Origin of the sequence: Streptomyces sp. I05A-00742, assembly GCF_013055795.1 — a bacterium.
Lineage (GTDB): Bacteria > Actinomycetota > Actinomycetes > Streptomycetales > Streptomycetaceae > Streptomyces.
In genome coordinates this window covers 42,000-67,784 of sequence record NZ_JABETO010000025.1, presented here as the reverse complement: position 1 = coordinate 67,784, position 25,785 = coordinate 42,000, and the positions used below count along the sequence as shown (strand labels likewise).

The window sequence follows — 25,785 nt, the reverse complement described above, 5'->3', positions numbered from 1 at the left end:
AGGCGCCGGGGGGCGGCCACGGCCCGGCCGATAGGGTGAAACGATCATCCCGCACGAAAGGCCACGGCGCTCACGGTGACCGAGTCCCGCCCCCACACCCTGTTCTCCTTCGGCACGCTGAAGGACGGGCACGTCCAGACCGCCCTCTTCGGCCGGACCGTGCCCACGTCCCCGGCGTCGCTCGCCGGCCACACGACCAGGCCCCAGCCGATCACCGACCCCGCCGTGATCGCCACCAGCGGGTCGGACGTCCACCTGACCCTGGAGCGGCGGACCGGCGCCGTGGTCGAGGGCGTCGTCCTGCGTCTCACCGACGCGGACCTGGCCGCGGCCGACGCCTACGAGGTCGACGACTACGTCCGCCGGCGCGTGCTCCTCTCCTCCGGCGAGAGCTCCTGGGCCTACCTGGACGCCAAGCCGCTGCGCCCGGCGGCGCGCATCGTGATCGTCGGCGACAGCATCGCCTACGGGCGCTGCGACCCGCGGGGCGGGTGGGCGGCCCGCCTCGCCGCCTCCCACATCGCCGCGAACGAGGCCGACCACCGGGTCTTCAACCTGGCCGTCCCCGGCAGCACCCTGACCGACGTCGTCGAGCAGACCCCCGCCCTCCTCGCCCCCCGCCGGCCCGACACCCTCCTCGTCGCCGCCGGCATCAACGACTCCGCCCTGCCGCTCGCCGCTCCGGCGGCCGACGGGTTGACACGCCTCACAGACAACCTCGCCGCACTGGCCGCCACCGCCCTGCGCCACAACGCGCGGCTCGTCGTCGCCGGGCCGTCGTGGATCGACGAGTCCCGCACCCGGAACTACGAGGGCCTGCGCTTCACCCGCGAACGGGCCCTGGCCGTGCGCGAGTCCATACGGACCTGGTGCGCCGCGCACCACATCGACCACCTCGACCTGTGGGAGCCGCTGCGCGACCGCCCGGACCTCCTCGTCGACGGTCTGCACCCGACGCCCGAGGGACACCGGGCACTCTTTCGGCACTTGGAATCCCTCGGCGGCTGAGTCCGGAGACCGCGGCCGCCGCGCCCTCCGGGCCGACCGACGACGACCCGGAACCCGCGCGTAGAACACCGCCCGCCCCCGCTCGAACGCTCTTCATCCCTTCGGACGAACCCACCCCGCACCCCGGCTGAACGGGTGACCGGCGCAGCAGTATCTCGGTGTTACGCGCCGCCCGCGCCCCCGTTCGTCTCCGGAGGATGCCCGTGTCCGAGTGGTTGATGCTGGTGTTCGCCATGGTCGCGGTGATCGTGGTCGTCCTGTCGGTGATCCTGCTCCGCGGGCGGAGGGTGGGCGCGGAGGAGGACCCGTCGGAGACGCCCGACGTCATCGAGTACATGACGATGATGATCGGAGTGGTGTACGCGATCGTGCTGGGCCTGGCCATCGCCGGGGTCTGGGAGGCGCGCAACGCGGCGCAGGCGACCGTGCAGGCCGAGGCGCAGGCCCTGCACCAGGTGTACGAGCGGGTGCAGGCGTATCCCCCGGTGGTCCGGGACCAGGTGCGGGAGGACATCGACGGCTATGTGCGGTACGTCGTCCACACGGAGTGGCGGCGCATGCTCGACACCGGAGACGTCACCGACAAGGGGACGGAGTTGCTGGCCAAGGTGCGGGAGGACCTCACCTCCTACGAACCGCGGGACGACCGCGAGGGTCAGTCGTACCAGCCGCTGCTGGACCAGGCGGGGGCGGCGGACGCGGCGCGGAACGCGCGGGCGCTCAACGCCGGGGCCACGATGCCCGGGGTGGTGTGGTTCGGGCTGATCGGCGGGGCGCTGGTGGCGGTCGGGCTGATCTACACGCTCCAGATCCGGCGGTCGCCGCGCGAGTTGCTGCTGGCCGGGCTCTACAGCGCGCTGATCGCCTTCCTGCTCTTCCTCATCTGGGACTTCAACTCGCCCTTCGGTCACGATGTCGGCGACACCACGGGCGCGTTCACCGAGCTGTTCGCCATCTGATCGGTCCGCCATCTGACGGGCAGGTGCTTGAGGCCGTTCTGGAAGTTGGAGGTGAGCCGGACCGCCTCGCCGTCGCGGGCCAGGTCCGGGAGCCCGTCCAGTGTCGCCCGCAGCATGGCCCGGAGCTGCACCCGGGCGAGGTGGGCGCCGAGGCAGACGTGCTGGCCGGCCCCGAAACTGACGTGGTCGTTGGGGCTGCGGGTGATGTCGAAGCGGTCGGGGTCGGGGAAGACGCGCTCGTCGCGGTTGGCGGAGGCGTGGTAGACGACGACCTTCTCGCCGCGCCGGAGACGGACGCCCCCGAGGTCGGTGTCCCGGGCGGCGGTCCGCCGGAAGTCCAGGACGGGCGGCCAGTACCGCAGGGCCTCCTCCACCGCCGAACCGGTCAGCTCGGGGCGCTCCTTGAGCAGCGCGCACTGGTCCGGGTGGTCGAGGAGGGTGAGCAGTGCGCCGGGAATGCCGTTGCGCAGCGTCTCGTTGCCGGCGACGGCGAAGAGGAAGAACATCGTCTCGAACTCGTCGCGCCGCAGCCCCGCGTCGCGCATCCGGGCCATGACGCTGCCCTCCCGGGGCCGTTCCGCGAGCGCGTGGGCGTAGGCGAACATATCGGGCAGCGCCGCCCGGGAGCGCGGGTTGAGGGGTGATCCGTCCGGGCGGACGAGCGGTCCCGGCCGCAGGGCGAGGGCGGCGCGGCCGAGGGGGCTGAGCTCCGCCGGGTCGGCGTCGCTCGCGGCGGCCCGGTCGGGGTCCTGGTAGCCGATGATCCGGTCCGCCCAGTCGGCGAGCAGCAGCCGGTCCTCGTCCGGGACGCCCAGCAGATGGGCGAGGGTGCGGACGGGCAGGTCGGCGGCGAGGGCGACGAAGTCCGCCGCGCCGTCGGCCGCGACGCCGGCGACGAGCGCGCGGGCCCGTTCCGTGATGACGGCGTCCAGCTCCCGCACCGCGCGCGGGGTGAAGGCGGCGGCGACGATGCGGCGCAGCCGTACATGGGCGGGCGGGTCCTGGTTGAGCATCATCGTCCGGGCGAAGGCGAGTTCCCCGGGGGTGTCGGGGTCCCGGATCTGGGTGGCGCCCAGGTGGGAGGAGAAGACGTCCGGGGTGCGCAGGACGTGCCGGACGTCGGCGTGCCGGAAGACGGCCCAGTAGCCGGGGCCCGGGGGCCAGGCGCCGACGGCCGGTTCGGGCACGCGGCACACCGGTGCGTGGTCCCGGAGCTCCCGGAAGAGGCCGTAGGGCACGCCCCGGGCGTAGGTCGCCGGGTCGAAGACGGCGGCGGCCCCGCCCGCGTCCGTCCGCTCCGCCTCGCTCATCGGTCCGCCTCCGCCCGCTCGTCCGCGCCTCGCGCCCGGACCGTACGCCGTCCCCTGGCGACCCCGTCAAGGGGCCGCCACACTGTGGGGCGTGACCACGACACCGCACCCCGCGCAGTCGATCCTCACCGAGAACTTCGCCCCCTGGGTACGGGACCTCGGGCTGACCGTGGAGGAGACGGGCGAGCGGCACGCCGTCCTCCGGCTGCCCTGGTCCGGGCGGCTGGCCAGGGAGGGACCACAAGAAGGAGGCATGCTTTCCGGCCAGGCGCTGCTCGCCGCCGCGGACACCGCCACCGTCGTCGCCGTCTCGGCCGCCCGCGGCGGCTACGGGCCGATGACGACGATCCAGCAGTCGACGACGTTCCAGCGCCCGGTCACCGGCACGGACGTGCTGGTCACGGCCCGGGTCACCAAGCTCGGCCGGCGGCTGGCGTTCACGGACGTGGTCCTCGTGGCGGACGGCGACGAGGAACCGGTCGCGCACGCCTCAGTGGTCTATGCCTTTCCCGGCTGAGCCCCGGCGGGCCGTCCGGGCATGACCGGTTCCCGGCGGCGGGGCGGCGCGTGTGGCCGCCCGATTGGGGGTACAGGGCAATGGGGCTTACCGACAGGAGGGCACCCGGAGTGACCGACGAGAGCAAAGCCTATGGCGAGGGCTCGACCCGTACGGTCGATGTGGACGAGGCCGAGGCGCTGGTCCGCGGCATCTGTTTCAAGACCGGACCGCCCCGCCTCCTCGGGGTCGAACTGGAATGGCTCGTCCACGACCTGCGCGAGCCGACCCGTCCGGTGGCACCGGCCCGGCTGACGGCCGCCGCCGACCGACTGCACGAACTCCCCCTGCGATCGCTGCTCACCGTCGAACCCGGCGGACAGATCGAGTTCAGCTCGCAGCCCGCCGCTTCCCTGACCGCCTGTGTCGAGGAGGTGGCCGCCGACCTCGCGCTCGCCCGTGCGGAGCTGAAGGACCTCGGGCTCTTCCTCGCCGGGTACGGCAAGGAGCCGTGGACCCACCCCGACCGGGTGGTGGAGACCCGCCGCTACAGCGCGATGGAGGTCTTCTACGACCGGTGGAACGGGGCCGGCCGCACGATCATGTGCCGGACGGCGTCCGTCCAGGTCTGCGTCGACGCCGGGAGCGAGGGGCCGGGCCCGCTCGGCTTCGGCCGCCGCTGGCGGTACGCGCACCTGGTGGGCGCGGTGCTGGCCGCCGCGTTCGCCAACTCGCCGCTGCACCTGGGCCGGCCCACCGGCTGGCGCTCCACCCGCCAGGCGACCTACGCACAGATGGATCCGGGCCGCACCCTCGCCCCCGCGGAGGGCAGGGAGCCGCGGGCGGCCTGGGCGGAGTACGCGCTGGACGCGGAGGTGATGTTCATCCGGCGCGAGCACGGCCCCTGGCAGCCCGTGGAAGGGCTGCCACTCCGCGAGTGGCTGCGCACCGGCGAACCGCGGCCGGTCACGGCGGGCGATGTGATGTACCACCTGACCACGCTGTTCCCGCCCATCCGGCCGCGCGGCCACCTGGAGATGCGCATGATCGACGCGCAGCCGGGCGAGGACGGCTGGCTGGTGCCGCTGGCGGTGACGGCGGCGCTGTTCGACGACCCGTCGGCCGCCGAGACCGCGTACCGGGCGGTCAAGTCGCTGGCGGACACGGCGGAGGGGGAGCCCACCCCCCGCAATCCGCTGTGGCGCAGGGCGGCCCGGCACGGCCTGGCCGACCCGGAGCTGCGCGCCGCCGCCGTCACCTGCTTCGCGGCGGCACGCGAGGCACTCCCCCGGTTCGGGGCATCGGCCCGGGTGCTGGAGGCGGTGGACGAGTTCACCGCCCGGTACGTGGACCGCGGCCGCTGCCCGGCCGACGATCTGCTGGACCTGGTCGCGGACCGGCCGGTGGGCGCGGAGCTGGGCTCGTGACCGCCACCGGGCGGGAGTACGACGGAACGGATCCCGGCGCGCTCCGGCAGCGCGCCGCGGATGTCCTGCTCGCGGCCCGTGAGCGCACCGCTGTGCTCACGGGCTGCGTCCCGGACCCCGAACTCACCGCCCAGCACTCGCCGTTGATGTCACCGCTGGTGTGGGACCTGGCCCACATCGGCAACCAGGAGGAGCTGTGGCTGCTGCGCGCCGTGGGCGGGCACGCGGCGCTGCGGCCCGAACTGGACTCCGTCTACGACGCGTTCGAGCACCCGCGCGCCGCACGCCCCTCGCTGCCGCTGCTGTCCCCGAAGGAGGCGCGCGGCTATGTGACGGACGTCCGCGGCCGCGCCCTGGACGTCCTCGACCGCACACCGCTCGACGACCGCGAGCCGCTGCTCCGGGCCTCGTTCGCGTTCGGGATGATCGCGCAGCACGAGCAGCAGCACGACGAGACCATGCTGATCACCCATCAGCTGCGGTCGGGACCGGCCGCGCTCACCGCGCCGGAGCCGCCGCCCGCCGCGCCGGACACTCCGGCGCTGCCGGTCGAGGTCCTCGTCGAGGGCGGCCCGTTCACCATGGGCACCTCGGCCGAGCCCTGGGCGCTGGACAACGAGCGGCCCGCGCACGAGCGGGTGCTGCCGTCCTACTTCATCGACACGCTGCCGGTGAGCAACCGCGCCTACCAGCACTTCGTCGACGACGGCGGCTACCGGGAACCCCGCTGGTGGCACCCCGAGGGCTGGGCGCAGGTGCGCCGGCACGACCTCGCCGCGCCGCTGTTCTGGCGGCGGGAGGGCAGGTCGGACACGGCATGGCTGCGGCGCCGCTTCGGCGTCGTGGAGCCCGTACCGCCGGACGAGCCGGTGCTGCACGTCGGCTGGTACGAGGCGGCCGCGTACGCCGCCTGGGCGGGGCGGCGGCTGCCGACCGAGGCCGAGTGGGAGAAGGCCGCCCGGCACGATCCCGCCACCGGCCGCTCCCGGCGCTACCCGTGGGGCGACGCGGACCCCACGCCCGAGCACGCCAACCTCGGCCAGCGCCATCTGCGTCCCGCGCCCGTCGGCGCCTACCCGCGCGGCGCGTCCCCGCTGGGCGTGCGGCAGCTGATCGGTGATGTGTGGGAGTGGACGGCGAGCGACTTCCTGCCGTACCCGGGCTTCCGGGCGTTCCCCTACCGCGAGTACTCCGAGGTGTTCTTCGGCGGCTCGTACAAGGTGCTGCGCGGCGGTTCGTTCGGCGTGGACCCGGTCGCCTGCCGGGGCACCTTCCGCAACTGGGACCTGCCGGTGCGCCGGCAGATCTTCTCCGGCTTCCGCACGGCCCGCGACGCGGAGCCCTGCTGATGTGCCGGCACCTGGCCGTCCTGGGCCCCGAGGCCCCGCTCGGCGCGGCCGTCGCCGAGCCGCCGCACTCCCTCGTCCGGCAGGCGTGGGCGCCGCGCCGGCAGCGGAACGGGACGGTGAACGCGGACGGCTTCGGCATCGGCTGGTACGCGGACGGCGACCCGCGTCCCGCCCGGTACCGCAGGGCCGGGCCCGTGTGGGCGGATCCCTCCTTCGCCGATCTGGTGCGGGTGGTGCGGTCGCGGGCACTGCTGGCCGCGGTCCGCGACGCGACCGCGCCGAGCGGTGACGGCGAGGCCGCCGCGGCCCCCTTCGCCACGGGCCCATGGCTGTTCAGCCACAACGGGGCACTGGCCGGATGGCCGGCCTCCGCCGCGCCCCTGGCCCCGCTGCTGCCGCCCGCCGCCCTGCTGCGGCTGGAGGCGCGCTGCGACTCCGCCTTCGTCTGGGCGCTCGTGGCACACCGGCTGGAGAGCGGCGACCCACCGGAACGGGCGCTCACGGGCGCCGTCACCACCCTCGCGGAGGCCGCGCCCCGCTCCCGGCTCAATCTGCTGCTGACCGACGGCGCGTCCATCACCGCCACCGCCTGGGGCGACTCCCTCTGGTACCTGACCGGTCCCGGCGACCGGGTCGCCGTGGCGTCCGAGCCCTACGACGACGACCCGCGGTGGACCGAGGTGCCCGACCGCACCCTGCTGGCCGCCGACCGCACCCGGATCACCCTCTCCTCCCTGTAACCCCCCGGCCCATTCGCCTCGCACCGACTCCCCCTGCCCCGCCGCACGCGCAAGGAGCGCTGCCCGTGAGCCCGTTCGTCATCTCCCGTACCCTGCCGTCCGACGCGACCGCCGCCGCCCTGCGCGCCGACGTCGCCGAGGGACTGACCCGCTCGCCCAAGGCGCTCCCCCCGAAGTGGTTCTACGACGCGCGGGGCAGCGCGCTCTTCGACGAGATCACCCTGCTCCCCGAGTACTACCCGACGCGCGCCGAGCGCGAGATCCTGCTCGCCCGCGCGGCCGCCGTCGACGCCGCCACCGGCGCCCGCACCCTCGTCGAGCTCGGCTCTGGCTCCTCGGAGAAGACGCGCCACCTCATCCGGGCCCTGACCCGCCTGGACTACTACGTGCCCGTGGACGTCAGCGAGAGCGCCCTGTCCGGCGCCGCCGCGACGCTGCTCGCCGAACACCCCCGGCTGAACGTGCACGCCCTCGTCGCCGACTTCCAGTACGGTCTGACGCTCCCCGACACCCCGGGCCCGCGGCTGCTCGCCTTCCTCGGCGGCACCATCGGCAACCTGCTGCCCGCGGAACGGGCGGAGTTCCTGGCGGGGCTGCGGACGGGCATGACCCCGGACGACGCCCTGCTGCTCGGCACGGACCTGGTCAAGGACGAACGGGTCCTGGTCGCGGCCTACGACGACGCCCGCGGGGTGACGGCGGCCTTCAACAAGAACGTGCTCACCGTCGTCAACCGCGAGCTCGGCGCCGACTTCGACCCCGCCGACTTCGCGCACGTCGCCCTGTGGGACGCCGGGCACGAGTGGATCGAAATGCGGCTGCGCGCCCGCCGGCCCGTCCTCGCCAAGATCCCCGCCCTGGACCTGACCGTGCACTTCACGGCCGGCGAGGAGCTCCGCACGGAGGTGTCGGCGAAATTCCGGCAGGAGGGGGTGCGGTCGGAACTGGGGGCGGCGGGGCTGGAGTTGACGCACTGGTGGACGGATGCGCGGGGCCGCTTCGCGCTGTCGCTGTCGCGTCCGGTGGGGTGACGGCGGGCGGGGTGACGGCTCGGTGTCGCCGTGCCGCCACCCGCGGCCACGGCCCGAGACCACGGCCCGAGGCCACTTTCCGCGCGGCGGACGATCCGCCCCGGGCCGTCGGCATCCGGCGTACCCCTGGGTAGCCTGGGACCGTGAACCACGAGCAGCACACACCGGAGAGCGGCAGACTCCCGACCGGCTTCGAACGCGGGACCGACGGCCCCAAGGTCATCGTGGTCGGGGTGGACGGCTCCGACTCGTCCTGGCGCGCCGCCGCCTACGCCGCCGGGCTGGCCCGACGCCAGAACGCCCTGCTCGCCATCGTCTACGTCCAGCCGGTCCTGGTGGGCGGCGCGGCGTTCGGGGCTCCCGTGGCCGAGGTGACGGAAGAGGTCGCCGAAGAACTGCTCGCGGAGATCCGCGCCACCACCGAACGGCTGCGTGGCCTCTACCCGCACGCCATGCGCTGGGAGTTCCACACCTTCCGCGGCGACCCGTACACCGGCCTCGTCCAGGCGGCCGACGACCTCAAGGCCGACGCGGTCGTCGTCGGCGCCTCGGAGCAGGCGGGCCACCGCTTCGTCGGCTCGGTGGCGATCCGCCTGGTGAAGGCGGGGCGGTGGCCGGTGACGGTGGTTCCGTAGACCGCCGGAGGTGGGGGCCCACGGGCGGGAGCAGTCGCCGGGGCGCACACGCCCACCGCGACCGTCTGCGGCCGGAGGCCGGCTCCGAGGCCGGCGTCGCGGCGATCGCCCGCCTCGCCGGCCTCGAATCCCGCGCCTCGATGATCTGGCTCGTAGATCTGTAGTGAGCCGTCGGATCACCACTCCGAACAGGCCCTGGGCGGGGCCTGGGCAGGGACCGAGGCAGGAACCGAGGCGGCGGCCATGAAGATCGGCGTGGCGAACAGGCCGCGATCCGCCTCGGCGCGCCGTCGCTGCTCGGCGAGCCAGTCGTCGGCCCGGTCCCGGTCGACCGCGCCGCTCGCGCAGGCCCCGTCGGCGAGTCCGGCGAGCAGGGGCGGCATCGCGGCGTCGGTGAACACATGGGCGTGCATCTCGACGGTGACGTCGTCGAAGCCGCTGTCGAGCAGCAGGTTGCGGTACCGGCGGGCGACGCGTGGCGAGCCGAGGCCGCCGGCGCACGCGTGCACGATGGTGCGGGTGAGGGCCGCGTCGTCCGCGTCGATGACGGAGGCGTCCCGGTCCTGTCCGGTCAGGACGATCCTGCCGCCCGGGGCGAGGACGCGCCGGGCCTCCGCCATCGCGCGCTCCGGCTCCGAAAGGATGTGGAGGACCGTGTCGGCGCGGTAGCCGCGCACACTTCCGTCGGCGAACGGCAGGTCCTCCGCCCCCGCCGCCCGGAACTCCACCGCCGGCCACCGTTCCCGGGCCGCGGCCGGCATCCTCGGGCCGGGGTCCACGCCCACCGCGTGGACCCCGCGTCCGGCCGGCTCGGCGACGGCCCGTCCGGCGCCGCAGCCGACGTCCTGCGCCGCGAGGCCGAGGCGCTCCGCACGAGAATCACGGCGGCCCGGGCCTCGTCGGAGCTCATCGAGGGCGGCCTGAACTGCGCGTACGAGGACGTCGCCCGGTGCCCGAACGCCCGGCGGCTGGTGGCCGGTGGCCGGTGGCCGGGCGCATCGGCGCCCGGAGGCCCGCGCCCTGACATCCGCCGCCGACGTGTGCCCCCGCCGTCGGACGGGGGCGCCGGCGGGCACTCCAGGCCGGGCCCCGGCCTGTGGCACGCGGTCCGCCCGGCGGCCCGGCTGCTCCCGGACCGGCGGCCGGCACGAGGGGTGACGCGCGGGCGCCGTCCCCCTCCGGGCCCCCGCCGGAACGCGCCACCACGCCAACGGCGGCGCCCGCCTCGCGCTCCGGCGCCGGGTATTCCACGGTGGTGGGGTCAGCACCGTCCCGTCCCGTCGTCGGAAGAACCACCACCCATGACGAACCACACGTACCGCGTCACGGAGATCGTCGGCTCGTCCCCCGAGGGCGTGGACCAGGCCATTCGCAACGGCCTCGACCGCGCGTCCCGGACTCTGAGGCACCTCGACTGGTTCGAAGTGGTGCAGATCCGGGGGCACTTCGCCGAGAGCGGCATCGGCCACTACCAGGTGGGCCTGAAGGTCGGCTTCCGGCTGGAGGACGACGGCTGAGGTGCCGCTCCTCCGGTGGAACTGCTGCTGATCTCCGACACCCACGTGCCCACGCGGGCCAGGGCGCTGCCGCCCGAGCTGCTCGAACGGGTTCCCCGCGCGGACGTCGTGATCCACGCCGGGGACTGGGTCGACACCGCCACGCTGGACCTGCTGGAGGCCCGCTCGCGGCGGCTGATCGGCGTCCACGGCAACAACGACGGCCCCGCCCTGCGGGCCCGGCTGCCGGAGATCGCCCACGCCGAGCTCGACGGACTGCGGTTCGGCGTCGTGCACGAGACCGGCCCGGCGCCGGGACGCGAACGGCGCTGCGCCCGCCGGTTCCCCGACCTGGACGTGCTCGTCTTCGGCCACAGCCACATCCCCTGGGACTCCACGGCCGACGGCCGGCTGCGCCTGCTCAACCCGGGCTCGCCGACCGACCGGCGGCGGCAGCCCCACCACACCTTCATGACCGCGCGGATCGCGGCGGGCCGGCTCGTCGACGTACAGCTGCGTTTCCTTCACTCACACCGGTGATGTCCGCATTGACCCTCTTGGATGCGGGGCAGGGAGAAGGGGCGGTAATGCCCGGTCCGACATGACGAGATGGGTTGAAGCAGCATGAAGTCCGTACGGCTGATGACAGCGGCCCTGGCCGCGGTGCTGGCGCTGACCACGCCGACAGCACTCGCGGCCCCCAAGGCCCCGAAGCGCCTCGAACTCTCCAACAAGCACAACAGACAGTCCTTCACGGTCCACAAGGGCGCCGACATCACCGTCCGGCTCTCCGGAACCCAGACCGACAACTCGACGTGGGCATGGAGCGTGCCCACCTCCGCCGTCGGCACCGTACTCCGCCGCGAGGCCACCGGCAGGGCGGCGAACGGCGACGTCACCGCGGTCTTCCGCGCCGTGGCCGACGGGACGACCACCCTCGACTCCCAACTGCGCTGCGCGCCCCGCAAACCCGGTCACGCCTGCTCCCAGGCGGTCGTCCCGTGGCAGGCCACCGTGAAGGTGGCGCACTGAGCGAGCCCCCGAACGGGTGGGCGGCGCCCGCGCGTTCGACGACGATGTCGTCGGACGCGCGGTCCGCCACCCACGCCACCCTCGACCGGGCTGCGGGGGGCTGACGTCCGGCGCAGTCGTCCGGGGCCGTCGCGGAGGTCACCGGCCGGCCGGGGCACCCGGGGCGCCCGGGGCGCCCCGACGGACCGGACCGGACTGCTGATGACGGCACCAGCCCTACGGGACGTCCTTGACGAACACGATGCCGTCGCTGTCCGCCAGGCAGGCCGGGTCGAACGGGACGTAGCCGAACCAGGGGGACACGCGGGGCGCGGGCCGCGTGTCGCCGAGGGCGGTGGCCAGCCGTGGCGCGTCGACGACGCAGCGGTCGTCCGGGAGCGCGTACAGGAGTCCTTCGACGGTGTCCGGCGGCGGCGTGTCCACTCCCCGGTGCCGGATCGTGCCGAGGGCCGTGGCCACGAAGGCGTACCCCTCGCCGAGCCGCGCGCCCACCAGCGCACCGGCGCTCCACCACTCCACCGGCCCCTGCCACATCCCCATCGTGCTCTTCGCCCGCTGGAGATGGAGGTTGTGGGCGTGGACGAGTGCCGGACCCCGAGCGGCGAGGGCGAGGAGATTGTGGGCCATCATCACGTCCCGCAGCGCGCACAGCCGCGACATGCGGGCCGGTGAGGCATCGGCCATCCAGTAGTGGTGGCGCAGCAGGCCGGTCGCGGTGCGCCCGTACAGGTGCGCCCGGTCCCAGTCGTCCCGGGATTCCGTCGCGAGCAGGTGCGGCGTCTGCGCGTCGAGCAGCGCCACCAGATCGTCGGCCAGCAGCCGCAGTTGGCCGGCCTCGGCCGACTGTCCCACGGACCGGGCCGGGTCCAACATCGCCTCGGGGTTGGTCCACCGGTCGTCGGCGCCGAGCAGGCGGTCGAGTGCTTCCGCGGTGCAGGGCAGCAGGGCCGCGTCCACCCTGGCGGACAGATAGCCGTGGAGTGCGGTGAGGGCCCGACGGGGGCTCGCGGCGCCGGTGATCTCCAGCGGTCCGTCGAAACCGGCGAAGCGGAGCCGCTCGGACGCGGGCCGCCCTTCGTTGTACTCCCGCATCCAGCCCACCAGTTGGCGGTTGGCCTCGGACGCGCCGAACCCGTGGCTGAATCCGCGCTCCATGACCTCGTCGAGAGTGCCCGTGCCCGAGGTGACGTAGTCGTCCACGACCAGGCCCATCATGCAGTCGCTCTCGATCGTGATCGTCCGGTAGCCCTCCTGCTCGACGAGCTGCCGGAAGAGCTCGTTGCGCAGGTCGAGCAGAGCGTCCTCGCCGTGGGTGGGCTCGCCCAGAGCCAGCAGCCGGGGCCGGGCCGGGAGCAGCCTCATGACGGCGGCCGCCCCGACGGCATGGGCGGCGTCTTTGATGTCAGTAGCCATGCCATCAACGGTATCTTTGAACCCACGGTTGAAACTTTCTCGCGATATCGGCAGAGGCATGGGAGCAAACCTTCAAAGGGGCAGGCGGCTCAGGCCGGTTGATCTGGCACGCGGGCATGGTCTGTCCACGCAGGCGGTCAGGAACTACGAGGAGTCCGGCATCCTCCCGGCCGCCGACCGCACACCCCACGGCTACCGCGCCTACACCCCGCTGCACGCCCAGGCCCTGCGCGCCTTCCTCGCCCTGGTGCCCGGCCACGGCCACCGGACGGCGACGTCGATCATGCAGGCGGTGAACGAGGGCGCGGCCGAGGAGGCATTCCGCCTCATCGACGAGAGCCACGCCCAGCTCCTCGCCGACCGCCGGACCCTCCAGACCGTGGAACGTGCCCTCCGCGCCCTTGCCCCCACCACGGCACCCGAACCCGCCACAGCGCTTCCCCTGCCCGGCGGCACATTCATCGGGCCGCTGGCGCGCGAACTCGGAATCCGCCCCGCGACCCTGCGCAAATGGGAGCACGCCGGGCTGCTGCGCCCACATCGCGACCCTCGGACCGGGTACCGCGTCTACAACGATGCCGACGTACGGGACGCCCGGCTGACCCACCAGCTCAGACGCGGCGGCTACTTGCTGGAGCAGATCGCCCCGCTGATCGCCCAAGTGCGTGCGGCCGGTGGGCTGGAGCCCCTGGAAGCCGCACTCACCGACTGGCACGGCCGGCTGTCCGCCCGCGGGCGGGCGATGCTGACCGGGGCCGCCGAGCTGGAGGCGTATCTCCGCGAGCGCGGAGAACAGAGTTCACCAACGGTTCCCTCTCGGCCGACACGGCCCGCCGGGTAGCCTGCGTCCTTCACCGGCCTCCGCAGCCGACAGCCTCGCATCGCTCACCCCAGATCGCGATCGACCGTTCCTCCCGCTCTCGGCGGTCAAGCGTCCGAGCGGGCGCCGCGTGTGGCGCCCGCAGATGCGGCCACCACGCACAGCACCGCGATCCACTGCGACCAGGGCAGCGACTCCTGGTGCACGATGAGGCCGATGAGGGCCCAGCCCTGGTGAGGTGGTGCGGGAGATCCATCGTGTGCTGACGCCGGGCGGGGTGTTCCTGTTCGACACGATCAACCGGACGTGGTGCTCGCGGGCGGTGATGATCTGGGCGTTGGAGCAGGTGTTGCGGGTGGTGCCGCGTGGGACGCACGACTGGCACGATTTCATCACCCCTGCGGAGATGACCGGTTATCTGGGCGGGGCGGGTTTCACCCCGCTGGGCCGCATGGGAGGGCTGGCGTTGCGGGGCCGTCGCCGCGACGGCGGCATCCGCGTCCGCCCGACCCGGGACCTGTCGTGCACCTATCTGGGGGCGGCCCGCCGCTGAGCCCGGCGGCGGGCAGTCCCTCCGCGGGCGGCTCAGGCGCCCCGGACCGCCTGGAGCCCGGCCGCCCCCGCGCCCACGAGGGCACATGCCCACAGGCCGCGGCAGCGCCACCCCGGCAGCAACGCCTATTGCCGTTTCCGGGACCGGCGGGGTGGAATGGCGGCATGGACCACTCACCCGCCATCGCCCGCGCCCTCACCGAGGTCGGCCCCCGGCTCAAACGTCTGCGCACCGAGCGCGGGGTGACTCTGGCGGCGCTGTCCGAGGCCACCGGTATCTCCAAGAGCACCCTGTCCAGGCTGGAGTCCGGTCAGCGCCGTCCCAGCCTGGAACTGCTGCTGCCCATCGCCCAGGCGCACCAGGTGCCGCTGGACGAGCTGGTCGGTGCGCCGAAGGTCGGGGATCCCCGGGTCCGGCTGACGCCGCGGCGGGTGAACGACACGGTGGTGCTGCCGCTGACTCGGCAGCCGGGTCCGCTGCAGACGTTCAAGTCGGTCATCCCGGCCAGTCGGAGCACTCCGGACCCGGTCACCCACGAGGGGTACGAATGGCTCTACGTCCTCTCGGGGCGGCTGCGCCTGGTGCTGGCCGAGCACGATCTGATCCTCGGGCCGGGAGAGGCGGCGGAGTTCGACACCCGGCTGCCGCACTGGTTCGGCACCACCGGCGAGGGAGCTGTCGAGATCATCAGTATCTTCGGGCGGCAGGGCGAGCGCATGCATGTGCGCGCCAAGCCCGGTTCCAGGAAAGGACATTGAGGCGGCGGCGGAGCGCGGTCAGCCGGGCGGCGTGTTCCCGGCGGCCCTGGACCGGGGCGGGTGGCGCAGGACGCAGTCGCCGCACATGCCGCCGCCCGTCGGCACCCGGTAGTACAGGCAGCAGGTGTCACGGACGAACGCCGGCGTGCCGCCCGTGACCGACAGTGTGCCCGTACCGGCCAGCAGGGGGTGCTCGAACAGCCCGCGGGCGAACGTCAGCGCCCGCGTCGCGTCGTCCGTCCTGCCGCGTTCCCGGCACCATGTGTGCAGGACGAGCAGGGCGCCCCCGAGGGACGAGCCCGCGTTGCCCCACAGCAGCCGGGCGGAGACGCGCGCGCTCGCCCGGGTCAGCTCGTGCAGCGGGACGAGGCGCGCCTCGATCACGGTCGCCGCGAGCTGCGCCACCGGGTCGGCCGCCGGTGGCAGCAGGGGCGCGCCGGGCAGCCGGAGGTCGTCGGGCGCCGTGAGCAGCGGGTGCCAGCGGAGGGCGGGGGACGCGAGGTCCGGCAGCCGGCCGGTGAGGACGGCGGAGCCGAGCCCGATGGACAACAGGCGTCCCGCGATGCCCTGGAAGGCGACGGACGCCGCCACCCGCCGGTCCTCGGTCCCGAGCCGCCGGCCCACGGTCTCCACCCTCAGCAGGACCGCTTCCTCGTCGAGCGGAAGGTGGCCGCCCGCTCCCGCGAGCTCGTCGGTGTCGGTGCGGAGGGCGAAGTACGGGCCGACCGCGGTGGGTTCGGGGAGATGCATGGGGGTGCGGTTCCTCGGGGGTGGGTGGTGCGGAGGGGTGGAGGCCTGCGCCTCGGCGACGGAGTCGCGTCGGCGCCGGCGCTCCGGATGATCAGAGGGCGGTCCAGGAGAAGGCCACCTTGTCACCCGGCTTGAGCTTGTACTGGCAGCCGCCGACCTCGGTCGGGGTGCCGTTGACGGCTATGTGCCAGTAGTACTCGTTGTTCCCCGTGTCCTTGGCGATGCGGTTGACGAAATAGTCGTCGAACGACGCGTACCAGGTCCCGTCCCAGGTGAAGCCCTTCTTCTTGGCCGCGTCGTCGAGCGCGGCGGTGGGCGTGGCGCCCGGGGTGGGATTGGCCTTGTTGTTGGTGCCGTCGCACTTGTGGGTGCCGCCGGTGGCGGTGGTGACGTTGTGACCGGTGGTCTTGATGTCACCGCTGAAGAGGACGCCGTTGGAGCCCTTGACGGTCAGGTTGACGGTGATGGGCGCCGGGGCGGCGGTCTTGGGGGCGGCCGTGGCGGTGGTGGCCGGGGCGGCGGAGGCCAGGCCGAGGGCCGCGACGGCGACGAGGGTCCTGCGGGTCAGCGGAGTGAGCATGAATACATACACCTTTCACATGAGGGGTGGTGGGGGAGCCCGGGCCCGTCAGACCGTGTCGTCGCTCCGACGGCGACGGGACACGACGACCGCGGCGGACCCGGCGAGCAGCAGGGCACCCGCGCCGACGGCCACGGGGAACGCCTTGCTCGCGCCGGTACGGGCGAGGCTGCCGCTGGCGTTGTCCCCCGCGGAACCGGTGCCGGACGACGTGCCGGTTCCGGACGACGAACCGGTGCCGGAGGTCCCGCCCGAGCCGGTGGAACTCTCGCTGCCGCCGCCGGTCGTGGTGTCGGACGTGGCGGTCGACGTGGGCGTGCCCGTGGCGGTGGCGGTGGCCGTGGCGCTCGTGCTCGGCGCGGGGGTGGATGCCTCGGGGGACGGGCTGCCGCTCGCCGGGGCGGGCGGGGTGCCGCCGGGCGACTTCGTGGGCGTACCGCCCGTACCCCCGTCGCTGCCGGTCCCGCCGTTGGAGCCGTTGCCTCCCGGGCAGTTCATCGGGGTGAGGTCGGGTGACAGGTTCCCGCCGTCGATGTGGGCCAGGGGCTGCCGGGCAAGGGCCGGTATGGCCTGCGCGGTGGCCCGCAGGGCGAGGCCGTCGGCGACGGCTTCCTTCCAGCCGACCGCCCCGCGGTCGTCCGCGTCCTTGGCCGCGCAGCCGACCTGGACGCTGCGCAGCCAGTCGATGCCGCTGTTGGCGTCGGAGGTGCGCCGGCCGGCCAGCAGTGCCTGTACGGCGAGCGCGGTGGAGTTGGCGTTGGCCTGCCACTCCGTCTTCGGCTTGCCGGGTGTCTGGCTGGGGTCGGCGAAGCCGCCGTTGGGCAGCTGCTGCTCGTCGACGAGCCACTTCAGGCCGTTCTCCGCCTCGGCCGTCCGGCCCGCGGCGAACAGGGCCTGCACCGCCATGCCGGTGGCGTCGGTGTGCGGGGTGCAGGTGTCGGGGTCCGGCTTGTCCTTGAGGGCGAGCGGGAAGCCGCCGTTCTTGCACTGGCTGGCCGCGATGAAGTCGACGGCCTCCTTCGGCGCCCCGCCGGCGCGCTGCAGGGCCAGGACGCCCAGGGACTGGGTGAACTGCTGCGAGGTGTCGGTGGCGTGACCCAGGAACCGGCCGTTCTTCTGGAGGGATCCCTTCACAAGGGTCGTCAGTTCGTTCGCCCAGGGCTCGCGGTGCATGATCTCCGCGACCAGCGCCAGCTTGGCGGTGCCGCCGACGTTCAGCTTTCCCTTGCCGGCGGCGTAGACGTACTGATCGGCGTTCCGCTGAAGGAAGGTGGTCGCCCGCTGGGCGATTTGGTCGCCGGTCCCGGTGGACGCCAGGCCCATCACGATATCGGCGGTCAGGCCGTGGTCCCCCTGGGCGTTGGACCGTGCGTCGAGCTGATGGGCCGCCCAGGTCGCCGCGGCCTCGGCCGAGGAGCTCAGCGGCGCCACGGTCTTCGGCTGCGGCTTCGTCCCGTCGGCGAACGCGAGACCGGCCGTGCCGGTGGACAGCAGCGCCGCTCCGAGCAACGCGACCGGCAGGACGGTGCCTCTGCCGGAACGTACGGACTGTGACATGCGGTTCTCTCCTCGGAAGTTCATCGGCGGGACGCCGGTGCGAAGGTGACCGGTGCGTCGAACGCCGCCCTGCGGGCGGCGCGGCGCAGTACGGCGAGGACGGCGGGGCCGGTGAGCAGGATGGCGACGGTGTTGGTGACGGCTCGGCCGGTGTCCCAGCCGAAGGTGGAGGTGACGAGGGTGAACATCGCGAAGCGATGCAGGTTGTCCAGGAGCGGGGCGCCCGGCTGGAACGAGAGCTGGGTGTCGGGCCCGGCGGTGAAGGGCCAGAACCACATGTTCATCAGGAACCCGAACGCGTAGGCGACGACGATCCCGTACCCGACGAGCATCGCGATCTCCGCACGCCCGGTGACCCGCTTGGGCAGCAGTCCGGCGCCGAGTCCGATCCAGGCGGAGGCGATCATCTGGAACGGCAGCCACGGCCCCACGCCGGCGGTGAGCAGCGCGGAGGCGAAGAGCGAGGTGGCGCCGAGGACGAAGCCGAAGCCGGGTCCGAAGACCCGTCCGGCGAGCACGAGCAGGAAGAAGACCGTCTCGATACCGGCCGTTCCGGCGCCCAGCGGCCGCAGTCCGGCGTTGACGGCCGAGAGCACGCCGAGCATGGCGAGCGCCTTGGTGTCGATGCCGCCGGACGCCATCTCGGCGAGCACGACGGCGAGCAGCACCGGCATCGCCACCAAGAAGATCAGCGGGGCGTCCGCGGTGTGCGCCATGCCCCCGGTGCGCGGCCGCGTGCCGCCGAGCAGCGGCCAGAGGAACATGGCGAGCCCGGCGAGGCTGGCGAGCGTCAGCACGAGGGCGCTGCGGAAGCGGAAGCGGATGACGGGCGTACGGACCCCGCGCCGGCCGGGGCCGGGGACGCCCGTGGTGTCGTCGGTACGCGCGCGGACCGGGGCCTCGGCAGCCCCGTCCTCCATCGCCTCGACGCCCTGCGATCCACTCACGCCGTCACCTCCTTCGTCACGTCCGCCAGCGCGTCCGCCACCTGTTCGACCGTCAGCCACTCCTGCGGGGCGAGCACCTTGGCGACCTGCGGCGCGAAGGCCGGGGACGAGGTCACGACGTCGGCCGTCGGGCCGTCGGCGACCACGTCGCCCTCCGCCATGACGAGGACGCGGTCCGCGGCTCGGGCCACGAACTCGACGTCGTGGGTGGCGACGACGACCGCCCGGCCCTCGTCGGCGAGCCGGCGCACCAGGGCGGTGAACCGTTCCTTCGCGGGGTGGTCGAGGCCGCGCGTGGGTTCGTCCAGCAGGACGGCGCGCGGCGCCGCGGCCAGCTGGACGGCGAGGACGAGGGCCAGGCGCTGGCCCTCGGACAGGTCGCGGGGGTGGCGGGTGCCGGGAATGCCGGGGGCGAGGGAGTCGAGGAGGCCGCGGGCGGTGCCCGCCGGTGCCCCGGCCTCCGTGTCGGCCCGGTCGCACTCGGCGTCCACGCTCTCCAGGTAGAGCAGGTCGCTCGCGGTCTGCGGGACGAGGCCGACGAGGGCGCGGGCCTTCCGGGCGCGGACCCGGCCCGGATCCGTTCCCCCGGCGTCGACGCTGCCCGAGCTCCGCGGTCCGGAGCCCTGGAGGGCCCACAGCAGCGAGGACTTTCCGGATCCGTTGCGGCCCATGAGCGCGGTGACCTGACCGGCCGCCAGCTCCAGGGAGACGCCGCGGACGGCGGTCACGGGCCCGTAGCCGACGACGACGTCCCGGGCCGTCAGGACGTCCTCCCCCCGGACGGCCGGCGGGGCCGCGGGCGGTGTGCCGCCGGCCAGCCGGTCGCGCAGCGGCCCGGCCGCGCGGCGGGCGTCGCGGACGGAGAGCGGCAGCGGGTCCCAGCCGGCGAGCCGGCCGAGCCGGACGACCGGCGGGGCCACATCGGTGTCCCGGACGAGGACGGCCGGTTCCCCGTCGCGCACTCGGCCGTCGCCGGGCAGGTGGACGAGCCGGTCCGCGTACTGGAGGACACGTTCCACGCGGTGTTCGGCGACCAGCACGGTGGTGCCGAGGTCGTGGACGAGACGGGTGATCGCCGAGAGGACTTCCTCGGCCGCGGTGGGGTCCAGGGCGGACGTCGGCTCGTCGAGGACGAGGACGCGCGGCTGCCGCGTGAGGACCGAGCCGATGGCGACGCGCTGCTGCTGGCCGCCGGAGAGGGTGCGGAGCGCGCGGTGGCGCAGCGGGGCGATGCCGAGCAGGTCGAGGGTCTCCTCGACGCGCTTGCGCATGACGTCGGGCGGGGTGCCCAGCTGCTCCATGCCGTAGGCGAGTTCCTCCTCGACGGTGTCGGTGACGAACCCGGCGAGCGGGTCCTGGCCGACGACGCCGACGAGGTGGGCGAGCTCCTGCGGGGGCGCCTGCCGGGTGGAGATCCCGGCGACGGTGACCTCGCCGCTCAGGTGCCCGCCGGTGAAGTGCGGGACGAGGCCGTTGACGGCGCCGAGGAGGGTGGACTTGCCGCTGCCGGTGCGGCCGGTGACCAGACAGAGCTCCCCCTCGGGGAGGTGCAGGCCGACGTCGCGCAGGGTGGGCCGGTCCGCCCCGGCGTAGGTGACGGTGACGTCCTCGAAACGGATCACGCGACGGCCTCCCGCGGCGTGGACCCGTCGGCGGCCGCCTCGTCCGGGGCGGGGACCGGCGGGGCGGGGGCGAGCCAGGCGGGGAGGGCGCCCAGCAGGATCGCGGCGACGGGCAGCGGGCCCGCCTGGGGCCAAGTGAGCGGGGACAACGAGGGGGAGAGGTCGGCGGCGTCGGTGCGGGCGGCCAGGTACAGCAGGGCGCCGGTGGCGACGCCGCAGCCGGCGACGAGCCATTCGGCGGCGCGCCACCGGTCGGGGCGGTACCTGCTGCGCGACACCCGCAGCCCGCCGAGGACGAAGCCGAGCGCCGCGACGGCCAGGCCGCCGAGCAGCAGCGGCGCGCCGAGCCAGCCGGGGGTGTTCGAGCCGAGGACGCCGTAGAGCCCCGCGCACACGCCGAGGAGCCCGGCGACGACGAGGGCGCCGGTCAGCCGGCGGGCGCGGGGGGCGGCGCCGCCGGTGCGCCCGTAGCCGTGGGAGGCCATGGCGGCGGCGAGCGCGAGGGAGCGGTTCAGGGCGTCCTCCAGGACGGGGACGGCGATGCCGCGCAGGGCGCGCATGCCGCGCTGCCGGCCGCCGCGCAGCGCCCGGGCGCGACGGACGCGCTGGACGCTCTCGACGAGCTGGGGTGCCACGGTGAGGGCGACGACGACGGCGGTTCCGATCTCGTACAGGGCGCCGGGCAGGGCCTTGAGCATCCGTTTGGGGTTGGCGAGGGCGTTGGCGGCGCCGACGCAGATCACCATGGCGGCGAGGCGCATCCCGTCGTAGACCCCGCCGAGCACCTGTTCGGCGGCGACGGGTCCGAACAGGCGGAGGCCGGCGGCCCATTGGGGCAGCGGAATCTCGGGCAGGGTGAACAGGACGTGGTCGCCCTGGCCGCCGCCGAAGACGATGCGGAAGACGACGCGCGAGACCACGACGAAGGCACCCAGCGCGAGGTAGATGGGGAACGCGAGGGCCCAGGGGTTGTCGCCGCGCCGCCGGACGACGACGCAGCCCGCCGCCGCGACGACGAGCGCCAGCAGCAGCGGGTTGGAGGTGCGTCCGGCCGCGGCGGCCAGCCCGAGGGCCCACAGCCACCACGCGCCGGGGTGCACGGCGCGTGGCAGGACGAGGGGGCGTGCGGCCGTCACGGGGTGCGGTCACCGTGCGCGGCACGCTTGCGGCGCCAGGCGGTGAAGGAGGCGACGCCCGCGAGGACGGCCGCGGCGGCGGCCACGACGACCGTGCCCGTGGGCACGCCGGAGGACTCCCCGGTGTGGGCGACGTTGTCCGTGCGCGGCGCGTCGGCGGACACGCGCTTGCCGTCGTCCTCGCCGCCGGTCCACTCGGGGGCCTCGGTCGGGGTGTCCCGCGGGCCCGGGGTGTGCTCGGCCCGGTCACCCGCGGACGCGGGGGCGGACGTGGAGGCGGACGGCGTCGGCTCGGTGGACGCGCCGGGGCCAGCCGGCGCACCGCCGCCCGGGGTCCCGGCCGTTCCCGGGTTCGCCTGGCCGCCGGGCGCGGGCGCGCCGCCGTTCCCACCGCCACCACGGGTCCCTGACTCGGCCGGTGCGCCGGGGTTCCCGCCGGTGCCGCCGCCGTCCGCGGGCCGCCCGGCCGGCGGCCGGTTCGTGTCCCCGCCACCGGGCCGCGGCTGCTGGGGTTGCTGAGGCTGTTGCGGTCGCTGGGGTGCGGGGACGGGGGCCGCGGGGCGCCGGGGCGCCACCCGGGGCGCGGGGGCACCGCCCTCACCCCGCTTCAGGGAGAAGGACCAGCCTTCGAAACTCCCCCGGGCCGGTGTCCGGTTGGCCACGCCCCACTGGCTGTAGGACCACCGGCCGTCGTTCGGCGCATGCCAGTAGGACCAGTAGGCGCTGGCGGGCGGGGTGTCCGTGCAGGACTCGTCGCGCGGCGCCGGCCTGCTCTCGATGCGGCAGACGAAGCCCTCTCCCCACCGGGTGGTGCCGGCGATCCGGAAGCCGGCGTTCTTGAGGGCGCTCAGGCCGGAGGACTGCCCGCCGGGCGCGCAGCGGACGATCGTGCTGCCGCCGAGCTCCTGGAAGTCGACCACGACGGTCACCCCGTCGTCGTCCGGGCAGAACCCGGGCCTGCCGCGCCCGGTGTCCAGCGCGGCGGCGCTGTCCGCCGCGGCGATCCCGGCGCCGGCCGGAGCCGCGAACAGCGCCAGAGCGGTGAGCAGAGCGCGTATCCGACCGGCCATCGTGTGCCCTTCGTTGGGGCCCGCGCCCGGATTCCCGCGCCCGTGCGGCACTCCCCCGGGCGAGTTCCGGACGGAGGCCGGACCCGGGCGGCGAGGCCGGAGGATCAGGGGCTCAGGGCTCCACGCTGCAGACCGTGACAGTGGGAAGCGGTACTGCGGCACGCCGGGCGGTCCGGCTCGCGGGGCCGCCGGCCTCCGGGCCGGGACCGCCGCTCACGGTTGCAGGTCAGCGCCGGTCTTCCACCGGCTTTCCCCGAGCGTGCCGCTCATTCGGTTGTGGTCTTCGGTTGTCGTCGTCGGTTGTTCCGCGGTGCGGGATCCATCGATCCGATTGATCCGTCACTTGTTCGAACGGAACGCCGGTACTGTACACCGAGGCCCGCACCTGAGACACCGTCAATCTCCCTTGCACGGCGCCCCTTTCCGGGACCTGATGCGACAAGCCGGGCGGCCGGATCACCACGCCCACCACCCGTCGCATCCTTGACACCCCGTGCCGCCCGGGTGAGCCTCCCCCTGACAACGATGTCGCCCGGAACCCGCACCGAAAGCCGTGACCGCCGGCTCCTCCCACGGGCTTCCCCGGCGGCATGACCCTTTCCCCAGCACGTGAGGGACGTGGACGATGAGACGGAGACGGACCGGAGAGCCGCGGCGCCGCACCGGGGCCGCCCTCCTCGCCCTCGCGGCGACGCTGGGAGGCGCCGCACTCGTACCGCGGGCCCACTCCGCCCCGGCGGCCGCCGTGGCCCCACCGCCGTCCGGGGCCGCACCGGCTCTCCGGGATGCGGCAGTCCTCCGGGACGGCGCGGCCGAACGCCTCACCGATCTCGTCAACCCCTTCATCGGCACCAAGAACGAGGGCAACACCTTCCCCGGAGCGGCCGTTCCCTTCGGCATGGTGCAGCTCTCCCCCGACACCGGCCACTCGGTGGGCTACGACTACCAGCACCACCACATCCGCGGCTTCTCCACCATCCACCTCTCCGGTGTCGGCTGCCGCATCGGCGGCGACCTCCCGGTCCTGCCCACCACGGGCGAGGTGACCGAGACCGACAACGCCCGCTACGCCGCCGTCTTCGACCACGCCGACGAGACGGCCCGCCCCGGCTACTACCGCGTCAAGCTCGCCTCGGGCATCACCGCCGAGCTCACCGCCACCACCCGCACCGGACGCCAGCGCTACACCTTCCCCGCCACCGACCACGCCAACGTCCTCATCAACGCGGGTCAGTCGCTGCACAAGGGCGTCTCCAGCAGCGTGGAGATCATCGACGACCGCACCGTCCGCGCCACGGTCACCGGGCGCGGCTTCTGCCAGGACACCCGCCCGTACACCGTCCACACGCTCACCCGCTTCGACCGGCCCTTCACCGCCTACGGCACCTGGGAGGGCGAGCGCGTGACCACCGGCTCCCGAGCCGCCGGCGGCACGGAGCGCAACGGCGCCTGGGTGCGCTTCGACACCCGGAACGAGCAGCGGGTCGAGGCCACCACGGCCGTCAGCTACGTGGACGCGGACGGCGCCGGGCGCAACCTGGCCGCCGAGGAGGCGGGCTTCGACCGGACGGCCGAGGCGGCGCGCGCCGCCTGGGAGAAGCGGCTGGGCGACGTCACCGTCCAGGGCGGGAGCCGGACGCTGCGCCGCACCTTCTACTCCTCGCTCTACCGCTCGTTCCTCTCCCCCAACACCGGCAGCGACGTCGACGGCCGCTACACGGGCTGGGACCAGAGGACGCACCAGGCCAAGGGGTTCACGTACTACCAGAACTGGTCGCTGTGGGACACCTACCGCACCCAGGCCCAGCTGCTGGCGCTCCTCGCGCCCGCCGAGGCACGGGACATGGCCCTGTCCGTGCTGCGGGTCGACGCCGAGGGCGGCTGGCTGCCCAAGTGGGGCTACGGCACGGTCGAGACCAACATCATGACCGGCGACCCCGTCACCCCGTACCTCACCAACGCCTACCGGCACGGGCTGCTCGAAGGGCACGAGGAGGAGGCGTACCGGGCGCTGCGGCGGAACGCGGACGGCGTCCCGCCGGCCGACTCCCCGTACGCGGGCCGGGACGGCAACGAGCGCTATCTGACGGATGGTTACGTTCCGCTCGCCCCCGAGCTGCCCCGGCGCAAGCCCGGCGACTCCGACTTCCAGGAGGGCGCCTCCGCCACCCTGGAGTACGCGCTGGCGGACGGCGCGCTCGCGGAGATGGCCGAGGCGCTCGGCCACCACGACGACGCCGAGCGCTACGCGGACCGCTCCCGCAACTACCGCAGGATCTACGACCCGTCGACCGGCTTCTTCCGGCCGCGCGACGCCCAGGGCGCCTTCACCGGCTCCGCCGACCCGGCGAAGAGCCCCGGCTTCCACGAGGGCACCGCCTGGCAGTACCAGTGGCTGGTCCCGCAGGACCTGCCGGGCATGATCGAGCTGATCGGCGGGCGGGAGGCGGCCGACAAGCGGCTCGACTCGTTCTTCGCCTACGACAAGCTGCTCGCCGACCCGGCCCGTACCGCGCGCGAGGTGTGGGTCCACGGCCCGTACGACTACTACAACGCGGACAAGTACAACCCGCAGAACGAACCGGACCTCATCGCCCCCTACACCTACCTCTCCACCGGCCGGCCGTGGAAGACCACGGACGTGGTGCACGCGGCGCTGACCCTGTTCACCGACACCCCGGACGGCATGACCGGCAACGACGACCTGGGGACCATGTCGGCGTGGATGGTCCTCTCGGCCATCGGCGTCTACCCGGTGCAGCCGGGGACGGACGTGTGGGGGCTGAGCACCCCGGTCTTCGAACGCGTCGACCTCCGGCTGGACCGGCACTGGTACCCGCACGGCCGGTTCACCGTCACCGCGCCCGGCACCTCGGCCACCGCCCGGTACATCCAGTCCGCCCGGCTGGACGGGACCGGCTTCGACCGCACGTACCTGACGACGGAGGCGCTCCGGCACGGCGAGCGCCTGGACCTCGCCGTGGGGCCGAAGCCCGGCCGCTGGGGCACCGGACGGTCGGCGGCGGTGCCCGCCATCGGCTGAACACCGGACGGGACCGGAGCGGCGTCTTCCGTCACCGGTCCCGGTGCACCATC

Annotated in this window: 25 protein-coding genes and 1 riboswitch; of the genes, 15 read left to right on the top strand and 10 right to left on the bottom strand. The window is 74.3% G+C overall.

Going from position 1 to position 25,785, the window contains the following annotated elements; genetic code table 11:
* Window positions 1-75: 75 nt before the first annotated feature.
* Together HN013_RS22245 and HN013_RS22240 are read left to right on the top strand one after the other, a co-directional pair.
* Window positions 76-1,008 (top strand): GDSL-type esterase/lipase family protein, encoded by a 933-nt coding sequence (locus tag HN013_RS22245; RefSeq protein WP_171168942.1) that lies wholly within the window; start codon window positions 76-78, stop codon window positions 1,006-1,008.
* A 203-nt stretch (window positions 1,009-1,211) separates the two neighbouring features.
* Entirely contained in the window at window positions 1,212-1,967 is a 756-nt protein-coding gene (locus HN013_RS22240) for a DUF4239 domain-containing protein (protein WP_171168934.1), read from the top strand.
* On the opposite strand, the gene HN013_RS22235 is transcribed toward HN013_RS22240, so the two are convergent.
* A complete protein-coding gene (locus tag HN013_RS22235) occupies window positions 1,916-3,277 on the bottom strand; it encodes a cytochrome P450 (protein ID WP_171168932.1) in 1,362 nt (453 codons plus the stop codon). The two genes, HN013_RS22240 and HN013_RS22235, sit on opposite strands and share 52 nt — an antisense overlap.
* A gap of 91 nt (window positions 3,278-3,368) precedes the next feature.
* Between HN013_RS22235 and HN013_RS22230 the strand changes: the two genes are divergently transcribed.
* From HN013_RS22230 to HN013_RS22205, 6 genes are all read left to right on the top strand, one after another.
* Window positions 3,369-3,794 (top strand): PaaI family thioesterase, encoded by a 426-nt coding sequence (locus tag HN013_RS22230; RefSeq protein WP_171168931.1) that lies wholly within the window; start codon window positions 3,369-3,371, stop codon window positions 3,792-3,794.
* A 110-nt stretch (window positions 3,795-3,904) separates the two neighbouring features.
* Window positions 3,905-5,200: an ergothioneine biosynthesis glutamate--cysteine ligase EgtA gene (gene egtA / locus HN013_RS22225; protein ID WP_171168929.1), complete on the top strand. Its 1,296-nt coding sequence runs from the start codon at window positions 3,905-3,907 to the stop codon at window positions 5,198-5,200.
* Window positions 5,197-6,549 (top strand): ergothioneine biosynthesis protein EgtB, encoded by a 1,353-nt coding sequence (gene egtB, locus HN013_RS22220; RefSeq protein ID WP_171168927.1) that lies wholly within the window; start codon window positions 5,197-5,199, stop codon window positions 6,547-6,549. Before egtA ends, egtB begins: the two co-directional genes overlap by 4 nt.
* Window positions 6,549-7,289, top strand: a complete 741-nt coding sequence (gene egtC, locus HN013_RS22215) for an ergothioneine biosynthesis protein EgtC (protein ID WP_171168925.1) — start codon at window positions 6,549-6,551, stop codon at window positions 7,287-7,289. Before egtB ends, egtC begins: the two co-directional genes overlap by 1 nt.
* A gap of 65 nt (window positions 7,290-7,354) precedes the next feature.
* Complete coding sequence (gene egtD / locus HN013_RS22210) at window positions 7,355-8,320, top strand: L-histidine N(alpha)-methyltransferase (RefSeq protein ID WP_171168923.1); 966 nt, start codon at window positions 7,355-7,357, stop codon at window positions 8,318-8,320.
* A gap of 143 nt (window positions 8,321-8,463) precedes the next feature.
* Complete coding sequence (locus HN013_RS22205) at window positions 8,464-8,955, top strand: universal stress protein (protein WP_171168921.1); 492 nt, start codon at window positions 8,464-8,466, stop codon at window positions 8,953-8,955.
* Between the two features lie 176 nt (window positions 8,956-9,131).
* Here HN013_RS22205 and HN013_RS33165 read toward each other — a convergent pair whose 3' ends face one another.
* The gene (locus HN013_RS33165; RefSeq protein WP_171168919.1) at window positions 9,132-10,031 is read right to left on the bottom strand and encodes a methyltransferase domain-containing protein; all 900 of its coding nucleotides are present in this window, start codon (window positions 10,029-10,031) and stop codon (window positions 9,132-9,134) included.
* Between the two features lie 225 nt (window positions 10,032-10,256).
* Here HN013_RS33165 and HN013_RS22195 point away from each other — a divergent pair, with 225 nt between their 5' ends.
* From HN013_RS22195 to HN013_RS22185, 3 genes are all read left to right on the top strand, one after another.
* Window positions 10,257-10,472, top strand: coding sequence for a dodecin (locus HN013_RS22195; RefSeq protein WP_171168917.1), 216 nt, complete (start codon window positions 10,257-10,259; stop codon window positions 10,470-10,472).
* A gap of 15 nt (window positions 10,473-10,487) precedes the next feature.
* A complete protein-coding gene (locus HN013_RS22190; protein WP_171168915.1) occupies window positions 10,488-10,991 on the top strand; it encodes a metallophosphoesterase in 504 nt (167 codons plus the stop codon).
* An 84-nt stretch (window positions 10,992-11,075) separates the two neighbouring features.
* Complete coding sequence (locus HN013_RS22185) at window positions 11,076-11,483, top strand: hypothetical protein (RefSeq protein WP_171168913.1); 408 nt, start codon at window positions 11,076-11,078, stop codon at window positions 11,481-11,483.
* 216 nt (window positions 11,484-11,699) lie between these two features.
* On the opposite strand, the gene HN013_RS22180 is transcribed toward HN013_RS22185, so the two are convergent.
* Complete coding sequence (locus HN013_RS22180; RefSeq protein WP_171168911.1) at window positions 11,700-12,896, bottom strand: erythromycin esterase family protein; 1,197 nt, start codon at window positions 12,894-12,896, stop codon at window positions 11,700-11,702.
* A gap of 58 nt (window positions 12,897-12,954) precedes the next feature.
* Between HN013_RS22180 and HN013_RS22175 the strand changes: the two genes are divergently transcribed.
* The 3 genes from HN013_RS22175 to HN013_RS22165 all read left to right on the top strand — a co-directional run bounded on the left by HN013_RS22175 (window position 12,955) and on the right by HN013_RS22165 (window position 15,027).
* Window positions 12,955-13,737 carry a TioE family transcriptional regulator gene (locus HN013_RS22175; protein WP_171168909.1) on the top strand — a complete coding sequence of 261 codons (783 nt, stop codon included), beginning with the start codon at window positions 12,955-12,957 and terminating at the stop codon, window positions 13,735-13,737.
* A 220-nt stretch (window positions 13,738-13,957) separates the two neighbouring features.
* Window positions 13,958-14,269 (top strand): hypothetical protein, encoded by a 312-nt coding sequence (locus HN013_RS22170; RefSeq protein ID WP_171168907.1) that lies wholly within the window; start codon window positions 13,958-13,960, stop codon window positions 14,267-14,269.
* A 164-nt stretch (window positions 14,270-14,433) separates the two neighbouring features.
* Window positions 14,434-15,027 carry a helix-turn-helix domain-containing protein gene (locus tag HN013_RS22165; protein WP_171168905.1) on the top strand — a complete coding sequence of 198 codons (594 nt, stop codon included), beginning with the start codon at window positions 14,434-14,436 and terminating at the stop codon, window positions 15,025-15,027.
* A gap of 18 nt (window positions 15,028-15,045) precedes the next feature.
* Here HN013_RS22165 and HN013_RS22160 read toward each other — a convergent pair whose 3' ends face one another.
* The 7 genes from HN013_RS22160 to HN013_RS32440 all read right to left on the bottom strand — a co-directional run bounded on the left by HN013_RS22160 (window position 15,046) and on the right by HN013_RS32440 (window position 22,689).
* Window positions 15,046-15,777, bottom strand: a complete 732-nt coding sequence (locus HN013_RS22160) for a (2Fe-2S)-binding protein (protein ID WP_171168903.1) — start codon at window positions 15,775-15,777, stop codon at window positions 15,046-15,048.
* 91 nt (window positions 15,778-15,868) lie between these two features.
* Complete coding sequence (locus HN013_RS22155; protein ID WP_171168901.1) at window positions 15,869-16,357, bottom strand: DUF4430 domain-containing protein; 489 nt, start codon at window positions 16,355-16,357, stop codon at window positions 15,869-15,871.
* A gap of 48 nt (window positions 16,358-16,405) precedes the next feature.
* Window positions 16,406-17,914, bottom strand: coding sequence for an LPXTG cell wall anchor domain-containing protein (locus HN013_RS22150; RefSeq protein ID WP_171168899.1), 1,509 nt, complete (start codon window positions 17,912-17,914; stop codon window positions 16,406-16,408).
* Window positions 17,915-17,934: 20 nt separating this feature from the next.
* Window positions 17,935-18,861, bottom strand: coding sequence for an ECF transporter S component (locus tag HN013_RS22145; RefSeq protein WP_312018681.1), 927 nt, complete (start codon window positions 18,859-18,861; stop codon window positions 17,935-17,937).
* Entirely contained in the window at window positions 18,858-20,483 is a 1,626-nt protein-coding gene (locus tag HN013_RS22140; protein WP_171168897.1) for an ABC transporter ATP-binding protein, read from the bottom strand. The genes HN013_RS22145 and HN013_RS22140 overlap by 4 nt, the downstream gene beginning before the upstream one ends.
* Complete coding sequence (locus HN013_RS22135) at window positions 20,480-21,619, bottom strand: CbiQ family ECF transporter T component (protein WP_171168895.1); 1,140 nt, start codon at window positions 21,617-21,619, stop codon at window positions 20,480-20,482. The genes HN013_RS22140 and HN013_RS22135 overlap by 4 nt, the downstream gene beginning before the upstream one ends.
* Window positions 21,616-22,689, bottom strand: a complete 1,074-nt coding sequence (locus HN013_RS32440; protein WP_212764660.1) for a hypothetical protein — start codon at window positions 22,687-22,689, stop codon at window positions 21,616-21,618. The genes HN013_RS22135 and HN013_RS32440 overlap by 4 nt, the downstream gene beginning before the upstream one ends.
* A gap of 169 nt (window positions 22,690-22,858) precedes the next feature.
* Window positions 22,859-22,942, bottom strand: a riboswitch (cobalamin riboswitch).
* 372 nt (window positions 22,943-23,314) lie between these two features.
* Between HN013_RS32440 and HN013_RS22125 the strand changes: the two genes are divergently transcribed.
* Window positions 23,315-25,732: a GH92 family glycosyl hydrolase gene (locus HN013_RS22125; RefSeq protein WP_171168892.1), complete on the top strand. Its 2,418-nt coding sequence runs from the start codon at window positions 23,315-23,317 to the stop codon at window positions 25,730-25,732.
* The last annotated feature ends 53 nt before the right edge of the window (window positions 25,733-25,785 follow it).

Excerpts from the sequence above, each read along its gene's own strand:
- HN013_RS22235 (WP_171168932.1), bottom strand. The coding sequence starts at position 3,277 with ATGAGCGAGGCGGAGCGGACGGACGCGGGCGGGGCCGCCGCCGTCTTC.
- egtC (WP_171168925.1), top strand. The coding sequence starts at position 6,549 with ATGTGCCGGCACCTGGCCGTCCTGGGCCCCGAGGCCCCGCTCGGCGCG.
- HN013_RS22195 (WP_171168917.1), top strand. The coding sequence starts at position 10,257 with ATGACGAACCACACGTACCGCGTCACGGAGATCGTCGGCTCGTCCCCC.
- HN013_RS22185 (WP_171168913.1), top strand. The coding sequence starts at position 11,076 with ATGAAGTCCGTACGGCTGATGACAGCGGCCCTGGCCGCGGTGCTGGCG.
- HN013_RS22180 (WP_171168911.1), bottom strand. The coding sequence starts at position 12,896 with ATGGCTACTGACATCAAAGACGCCGCCCATGCCGTCGGGGCGGCCGCC.
- HN013_RS22175 (WP_171168909.1), top strand. The coding sequence starts at position 12,955 with ATGGGAGCAAACCTTCAAAGGGGCAGGCGGCTCAGGCCGGTTGATCTG.
- HN013_RS22165 (WP_171168905.1), top strand. The coding sequence starts at position 14,434 with ATGGACCACTCACCCGCCATCGCCCGCGCCCTCACCGAGGTCGGCCCC.
- HN013_RS22160 (WP_171168903.1), bottom strand. The coding sequence starts at position 15,777 with ATGCATCTCCCCGAACCCACCGCGGTCGGCCCGTACTTCGCCCTCCGC.
- HN013_RS22155 (WP_171168901.1), bottom strand. The coding sequence starts at position 16,357 with ATGCTCACTCCGCTGACCCGCAGGACCCTCGTCGCCGTCGCGGCCCTC.
- HN013_RS22150 (WP_171168899.1), bottom strand. The coding sequence starts at position 17,914 with ATGTCACAGTCCGTACGTTCCGGCAGAGGCACCGTCCTGCCGGTCGCG.
- HN013_RS32440 (WP_212764660.1), bottom strand. The coding sequence starts at position 22,689 with ATGGCCGGTCGGATACGCGCTCTGCTCACCGCTCTGGCGCTGTTCGCG.
- HN013_RS22125 (WP_171168892.1), top strand. The coding sequence starts at position 23,315 with ATGAGACGGAGACGGACCGGAGAGCCGCGGCGCCGCACCGGGGCCGCC.